The following is a 6,109-nucleotide window of genomic DNA, read 5'->3' as shown; positions in this document are numbered from 1 at the left end:
GCCCAAGCAGCCCGGCGAGGGCCGCGCGCGGTCGCGGAGTCGTCGCGTCTCCACGGCGGCGCTGAGCCCCGCGGGCGCGCCGCCCGTGATCACCCGGCCCGACGGCGAGGGCGGCTCAGCGTCCGACTGAGCGGCGCCGCTCGCGGGGCGTGACCCGGAGCCCGCTCGCGCGGAGCCGGCGCACGAGCTCGCGAGCGGGCACCGGCTCGGCGCCCGCGGCGACGAGCTCGTCGTACCGCTCGGCGGGCACGTCGTAGTGGTCGAGGTCGAAGCCGCGGGCGGGAATCCCGTTGCGCTCCGCGAAGGCGACGAGCTCGTCGATCGAGCTGTCGCTGACGAGGTGCGACCAGACGGTGCCGTGCTTGGGCCACAGCGGCGGGTCGATGAGCACGGCCATGGCGCCGAGTGTACGCCGGGGGAGCGCGGCGCCCCTCCGACCGGGCCGGGACACGCGGGGTGGCGCGCGTTTGACCGGCCCCGCGGCATCCGTGTAAACTCGACCGTTGGTGCCGCCGCTTATCCCGGTGGGCACGCACAGTTTTCTGGCAGTGACGACCCTCCTTCCCGCTGGGGTCATCCGCGCAGTGACATCCCATCAGTTAGGCGGAGCCGCATGGCTCCCTGGAGATAGGTACGAGAAGTGGTTTACGCAGTAGTGCGCGCCGGTGGTCGGCAGGAGAAGGTCGAGGTCGGCACCATCGTGACGATGGACCGGATCAAGGCCGACAAGGACGGCAACGTGCAGCTCACGCCCGTCCTCCTCGTCGACGGCGACTCGATCACCTCCGACGCCGAGTCGCTCGCCAAGGTCACGGTCACGGCCGAGGTCCTGAACGACCTGCGCGGTCCGAAGATCGTCATTCAGAAGTTCAAGAACAAGACCGGCTACAAGAAGCGCCAGGGCCACCGTCAGGAGCTCACGCGCGTCAAGATCACCGGCATCAAGTAACGGCCAGAGGAGACAGGGACAATGGCACACAAGAAGGGTGCGAGCTCCACTCGCAACGGTCGTGACTCGAACGCCAAGCGCCTCGGTGTGAAGCGCTTCGGCGGCCAGGTCGTCTCGGCGGGCGAGATCCTCGTCCGCCAGCGCGGCACCCACTTCCACCCCGGTGCGGGCGTGGGCCGCGGCGGCGACGACACGCTCTTCGCCCTCGAGGCGGGTGCGGTCGAGTTCGGCAACAAGGGCGGCCGCAAGGTCGTGAACATCGTTTCGGTCGACGCGTAAGCGGGATCGGTTTCGTGAGGGCGGGCTTCGGCTCGCCCTCACGTGTTTCCTGAGAGGAGGGCAGCGGCATGGTGAGCTTCGTCGACCAGGTCCGGCTGTTCCTGCGCGCCGGACACGGCGGCAACGGCTGCGTGTCGGTGCGCCGCGAGAAGTTCAAGCCGCTCGCCGGCCCCGACGGCGGCAACGGCGGTGACGGCGGCGACATCGTCCTCGTCGCCGACTCGCAGGTGACCACCCTCCTCGCCTACCACGGGCGACCGCACCGGTCCTCCGAGAACGGCCAGCCCGGCATGGGCGACAACCGCTCCGGCGCGACCGGCGAGCCGCTCGAGCTGCCCGTCCCCGTCGGCACGGTCGTGAAGGACGCCGACGGCACCGAGCTCGCCGACCTCACCGAGCCCGGCATGCGCTTCGTGGTCGCCCCCGGCGGCCAGGGCGGGCTGGGCAACGCCGCGCTCGCCTCGCAGAAGCGCAAGGCGCCCGGCTTCGCGCTGCTCGGCACCCCGGGCTTCGAGGGCGAGGTCACCCTCGAGCTGAAGACGATCGCGGACGTCGCGCTGGTGGGCTTCCCCTCCGCGGGCAAGTCGAGCCTGATCGCGGCGATGTCCGCCGCACGGCCCAAGATCGCCGATTACCCGTTCACCACGCTGCACCCGAACCTCGGCGTGGTCCAGGCCGGCGACCACCGGTTCACGGTCGCCGACGTGCCCGGGCTCATCGAAGGCGCGAGCGAGGGCAAGGGGCTCGGGCTCGAGTTCCTCCGCCACGTCGAGCGCTGCTCGGCGCTGCTGCACGTGCTCGACTGCGCCACGCTCGAGCCGGGGCGCGACCCGGTCTCCGACCTCGAGGTCATCCTCCGCGAGCTCGAGGCGTACGAGGTGCCCGAGGGCCAGACGCCGCTGCTCGAGCGCCCGCAGCTCGTCGCCCTCAACAAGATCGACGTGCCCGAGGCGCGCGAGCTCGCCGAGTTCGTCCGCCCCGAGCTCGAGTCGCGCGGCTACCGCGTCTTCGAGATCTCCACGGTGAGCCACGAGGGCCTGCGCCAGCTGGGCTTCGCGCTCGGCGAGATCGTCGACCGCGCGCGAGCGGATGCCGCGGCCGCCCCGGCGCCGCCGCGCATCGTGCTCCGCCCGAAGCCCGTGCACGACGCCGGGTTCGTGGTGAAGCCCGAGGGCGGGAGCTACGGCACGATCTACCGCGTGCTCGGCGCGAAGCCCGAGCGGTGGGTCGCGCAGACCGACTTCACGAACGACGAGGCCGTCGGCTACCTCGCCGACCGGCTCGCCCGCCTCGGCGTGGAGGACGAGCTCGTGCGCGCCGGCGCGGTCGCCGGCTCCACCGTGGTCATCGGTCCGGGCTCCGGCGTGGTGTTCGACTGGGAGCCCACGCTCACCTCGACGGCCGAGCTCATCACGTCGCCGCGCGGCAGCGACATCCGCCTCGACGACAACCGGCGCGCCACGCGCGCCGAGCGCCGGGGCGAGTACCACGAGCGCATGGACGCGAAGGCCGAGGCCCGTGCCGAGCTGGAGCGCGAGCGCGAGGCCGGCCTCTGGACGGGAGGCGCGGGCGAGGACGCCGAGGACGAGGAGCGCGGATGACGCACGAGCCGCTCACGCGCGACCGCGTGGCTGAGGCCCGGCGGATCGTGGTGAAGGTCGGGTCCTCCTCGATCTCGGGCGAGAACGTCGGACAGATCGCCCCCCTCGTGGACGCCCTCGCGAACTCGCACGAGCGCGGCGCGGAGGTCGTCCTCGTCTCGTCCGGCGCGATCGCGACCGGCATGCCGTACCTCCGGCTCGACGCCCGCCCCGACGACCTCGCGACGCAGCAGGCGGCCGCCTCCGTCGGGCAGAACATCCTCATCTACCGCTACCAGGAGTCGCTGCGCCGGTTCGGGATCGTCGCGGGGCAGGTGCTGCTCACCGCGGGCGACCTCGAGAACGACACCCACCGGCTGAACGCCCAGCGGGCGATGGAACGCCTCCTCGGCCTCCGGATCATGCCGATCGTCAACGAGAACGACACGGTCGCCACCCACGAGATCCGCTTCGGCGACAACGACCGCCTCGCGGCCATGGTCGCCGAGCTCATCGGCGCCGACCTGCTCGTGCTGCTCTCCGACGTCGACGCGCTGTACACCCGGCCGCCGCACCTCGAGGGCGCCGAGCCGATCCCGCACGTCGCGTACGGCGACGAGCTCGCCGGCGTGGAGATCGGCTCGATCGGGCGCGCGGGCGTCGGCACCGGGGGAGCGGAGACCAAGGTGTCCGCCGCGCGGATCGCCGCGGCATCCGGCACCGGCGTGCTCGTCACGGCCACCTCGCTCGTGGCCGACGCGCTCACCGGAGCCCGTGTCGGCACCTGGTTCGAGCCGGCCGCGCGCTGACGTCACACGGGCGGTCGCACGCCCCATCGCGAACTAGGCTTGGCCGCATGACCGACGTCCGCCCCGACCGCGCCATCGATCTCGAGTCGAACCTCGCGTCCGTCCTCGACGGGCGGCTCGCCGCCGCGAAGGAGGCGTCGCGCCGGCTCGCTCGCGCGACCACCGCCGAGAAGGACGCCGCGCTGACGGCCATCGCGGAACGGCTGCGGGCCCGCGTCGACGAGATCGTCGCCGCGAACGCCGCCGACCTCGACGCCGGACGCCGGTCCGGTCTCAGCACCGGGCTCCTCGATCGGCTCACCCTCGACGAGCGGCGCATCGGGGCGATCGCCGACGCCGTGCTCGACGTCGTGGCCCTCACCGACCCCGTGGGCGAGACGGTGAGCGGGCGCACCCTGCCGAACGGCGTCCGGATCGAGCAGGTCCGCGTTCCCCTCGGCGTCGTGGGCGCGATCTACGAGGCGCGCCCGAACGTCACGGTCGACATCGCGGCGCTGGCGTTGAAGAGCGGCAACGCCGTGGCGCTGCGTGGCGGCTCGGCCGCCGAGCGCACCAACGCCGTGCTCGTCGAGGTGCTGCGCGACGCGATCTCGAGCTCGGGCCTGCCCGGCGACGCCGTGCAGACGGTCGACGACTACGGTCGCGAGGGCGCACGCCACCTCATGCGCGCCCGCGACCACGTTGACGTCCTCATCCCGCGCGGGAGCGCCGCGCTGATCCGCGCGGTCGTCGACGAGGCCACGGTGCCCGTCATCGAGACGGGCGCCGGCGTGGTCCACATGTTCCTCGACGCGAGCGCGCGCGAGGACTGGTCGGTCGACCTGGTCCACAACGCCAAGGTGCAGCGGCCCAGCGTGTGCAACGCGCTCGAGACGCTCCTGGTGCACTCGGATGCCGCGGCGCGGCTGCTTCCGCCCGTGCTGGAACGCCTCGAGGCGTCGGGCGTGACGGTGCACGGCGACGAGCGCGTGCGCGAGCTGCACCCCTCCGCCGTGCCCACGACCGAGGAGGACTGGGCGACGGAGCACATGAGCCTCGACCTCTCCGTCGGCATCGTGGACTCGCTCGACGAGGCGCTCGAGCACATCCGGCGATACTCGACGAAGCACACCGAGTCGATCATCACGAACGACCTCGGCAATGCCGAGCGGTTCCTCGAGGAGGTGGACGCGGCGGCCGTCATGGTCAACGCCTCGACCCGCTTCACCGACGGCGCCGAGTTCGGCTTCGGTGCGGAGGTCGGCATCTCGACGCAGAAGCTGCACGCGCGCGGACCCATGGGCCTGCCGGAGCTCACGAGCACCAAGTGGATCGTGCGCGGCGCGGGGCACGCGCGCGCCTGACGCGCCGGTGCCCGGCTCGGGTCGGACGACCGCGTTCCGACCGGTAGACTGTCCGGAGCGACATCCGCGAGACCTGGAGGAACGGCGATGAGCCTTGCGACGGCAGTGCTGACGAACACGGTGTTCACCGAGACCGAGTTCGCACGGGAGCTCCCGTTCGAGCCCTTCGTCTACGGCATCATCACGCTCGTGATCTTCTTCGCACTCGGCGCCGTCACGTACTCCTACCGCGACGTGGCGAACCGTCACCGCGCCAAGGCCGCCGCGTACGCCGCGCGCCACGCGGGAGGCGAGCACGGCGGTCACTGAGGTCGTCGGAACGGCCATGGCGACCGAATCGCGCCGACCACGCATCGGCGTGATGGGCGGCACCTTCGATCCCATCCACCACGGTCACCTCGTGGCGGCGAGCGAGGTCGCGCAGTCGTTCGACCTCGACGAGGTCGTGTTCGTGCCGACCGGGCGGCCCTACTACAAAGAGGTCGTGACGCCGGCCGAGCACCGGTACCTCATGACCGTGATCGCCACGGCCTCGAACCCGCGGTTCACCGTCAGCCGGGTCGACATCGACCGGCAGAAGCCGACCTACACGATCGACACCCTGCGCGACATGCGCGCCGAGCGCCCCGACGCCGACCTCTTCTTCATCTCGGGAGCCGACGCGATCGCCCAGATCCTGTCCTGGAAGGACGTCGAGGAGCTCTGGTCGCTGGCGCATTTCGTGGCTGTGAGTCGCCCGGGACACGTGCTGTCCGTTTCGGGATTGCCTGAGCAGGACGTAAGCTTGCTCGAAGTACCGGCGCTGGCGATCTCGTCGACGGACTGCCGGGATCGGACGCGCCGGGGCTTCCCGGTGTGGTATCTGGTGCCTGACGGGGTCGTCCAGTACATCTCCAAGCACCACCTCTCCCGGAGTGTCGAATGACGTCGTCGCAGGAACCGCCGCTCACGCGTCGCGAGATCCGCGAGCGCGAGCGCCTGGCCGAGCAGCAGCGTTCCGAAGCCGCCGCGGCCCAGTCGACGGATGCCGCACCCGCGCCGCCGCCCGCCTCGCAGCCGTACCCGCAGCAGCCGCGCGTGCCGCAGCCCGCCACGTCGGGCGCGCCGCAGCCCGGCGGGTACGGGGGAGCGCCCGCCCGCGGACCCATG

8 protein-coding genes and 1 pseudogene are annotated in these 6,109 nt (G+C 72.1%); 8 read left to right on the top strand and 1 reads right to left on the bottom strand.

Translation table 11 applies throughout. The features are described 5' to 3' along the window. Positions 1-115 precede the first annotated feature (115 nt). The gene (locus AVP42_RS09735; RefSeq protein ID WP_067948505.1) at positions 116-397 is read right to left on the bottom strand and encodes a DUF4031 domain-containing protein; all 282 of its coding nucleotides are present in this window, start codon (positions 395-397) and stop codon (positions 116-118) included. A gap of 243 nt (positions 398-640) precedes the next feature. Here AVP42_RS09735 and rplU point away from each other — a divergent pair, with 243 nt between their 5' ends. From rplU to AVP42_RS09695, 8 genes and pseudogenes are all read left to right on the top strand, one after another. After that, positions 641-949, top strand: coding sequence for a 50S ribosomal protein L21 (gene rplU / locus AVP42_RS09730; RefSeq protein WP_067948503.1), 309 nt, complete (start codon positions 641-643; stop codon positions 947-949). 21 nt (positions 950-970) lie between these two features. Beyond that, on the top strand, positions 971-1,228 hold the full coding sequence (rpmA, locus tag AVP42_RS09725; protein WP_067948501.1) for a 50S ribosomal protein L27: 258 nt from the start codon (positions 971-973) through the stop codon (positions 1,226-1,228). A gap of 68 nt (positions 1,229-1,296) precedes the next feature. Further along, positions 1,297-2,829 carry a GTPase ObgE gene (gene obgE, locus AVP42_RS09720; protein ID WP_067948499.1) on the top strand — a complete coding sequence of 511 codons (1,533 nt, stop codon included), beginning with the start codon at positions 1,297-1,299 and terminating at the stop codon, positions 2,827-2,829. Beyond that, positions 2,826-3,617, top strand: coding sequence for a glutamate 5-kinase (gene proB / locus AVP42_RS09715; protein ID WP_067948497.1), 792 nt, complete (start codon positions 2,826-2,828; stop codon positions 3,615-3,617). Before obgE ends, proB begins: the two co-directional genes overlap by 4 nt. Before the next feature lie 47 nt (positions 3,618-3,664). Next, positions 3,665-4,960 carry a glutamate-5-semialdehyde dehydrogenase gene (locus tag AVP42_RS09710; protein WP_082847148.1) on the top strand — a complete coding sequence of 432 codons (1,296 nt, stop codon included), beginning with the start codon at positions 3,665-3,667 and terminating at the stop codon, positions 4,958-4,960. Positions 4,961-5,047: 87 nt separating this feature from the next. Next, positions 5,048-5,269 carry a hypothetical protein gene (locus AVP42_RS09705; protein ID WP_067948495.1) on the top strand — a complete coding sequence of 74 codons (222 nt, stop codon included), beginning with the start codon at positions 5,048-5,050 and terminating at the stop codon, positions 5,267-5,269. Between the two features lie 16 nt (positions 5,270-5,285). After that, entirely contained in the window at positions 5,286-5,885 is a 600-nt protein-coding gene (nadD, locus tag AVP42_RS09700) for a nicotinate-nucleotide adenylyltransferase (RefSeq protein WP_082847147.1), read from the top strand. After that, a pseudogene (locus AVP42_RS09695) lies at positions 5,882-6,109 on the top strand (hypothetical protein); the annotation flags it as partial. The gene nadD and the pseudogene AVP42_RS09695, both read left to right, overlap by 4 nt.

Origin of the sequence: Agromyces sp. NDB4Y10, assembly GCF_001620055.1 — a bacterium.
In the GTDB taxonomy this organism is placed as follows: domain Bacteria; phylum Actinomycetota; class Actinomycetes; order Actinomycetales; family Microbacteriaceae; genus Agromyces; species Agromyces indicus.
The sequence above is the reverse complement of the archived record's forward strand: the minus strand, read 5'-3'. Positions and strand labels throughout refer to the sequence as shown.

Coding starts and splice junctions, on each gene's coding strand:
- AVP42_RS09710 (WP_082847148.1), top strand. CDS start 3,665: ATGACCGACGTCCGCCCCGACCGCGCCATCGATCTCGAGTCGAACCTC.
- AVP42_RS09735 (WP_067948505.1), bottom strand. CDS start 397: ATGGCCGTGCTCATCGACCCGCCGCTGTGGCCCAAGCACGGCACCGTC.
- AVP42_RS09705 (WP_067948495.1), top strand. CDS start 5,048: ATGAGCCTTGCGACGGCAGTGCTGACGAACACGGTGTTCACCGAGACC.
- rpmA (WP_067948501.1), top strand. CDS start 971: ATGGCACACAAGAAGGGTGCGAGCTCCACTCGCAACGGTCGTGACTCG.
- nadD (WP_082847147.1), top strand. CDS start 5,286: ATGGCGACCGAATCGCGCCGACCACGCATCGGCGTGATGGGCGGCACC.
- proB (WP_067948497.1), top strand. CDS start 2,826: ATGACGCACGAGCCGCTCACGCGCGACCGCGTGGCTGAGGCCCGGCGG.
- obgE (WP_067948499.1), top strand. CDS start 1,297: ATGGTGAGCTTCGTCGACCAGGTCCGGCTGTTCCTGCGCGCCGGACAC.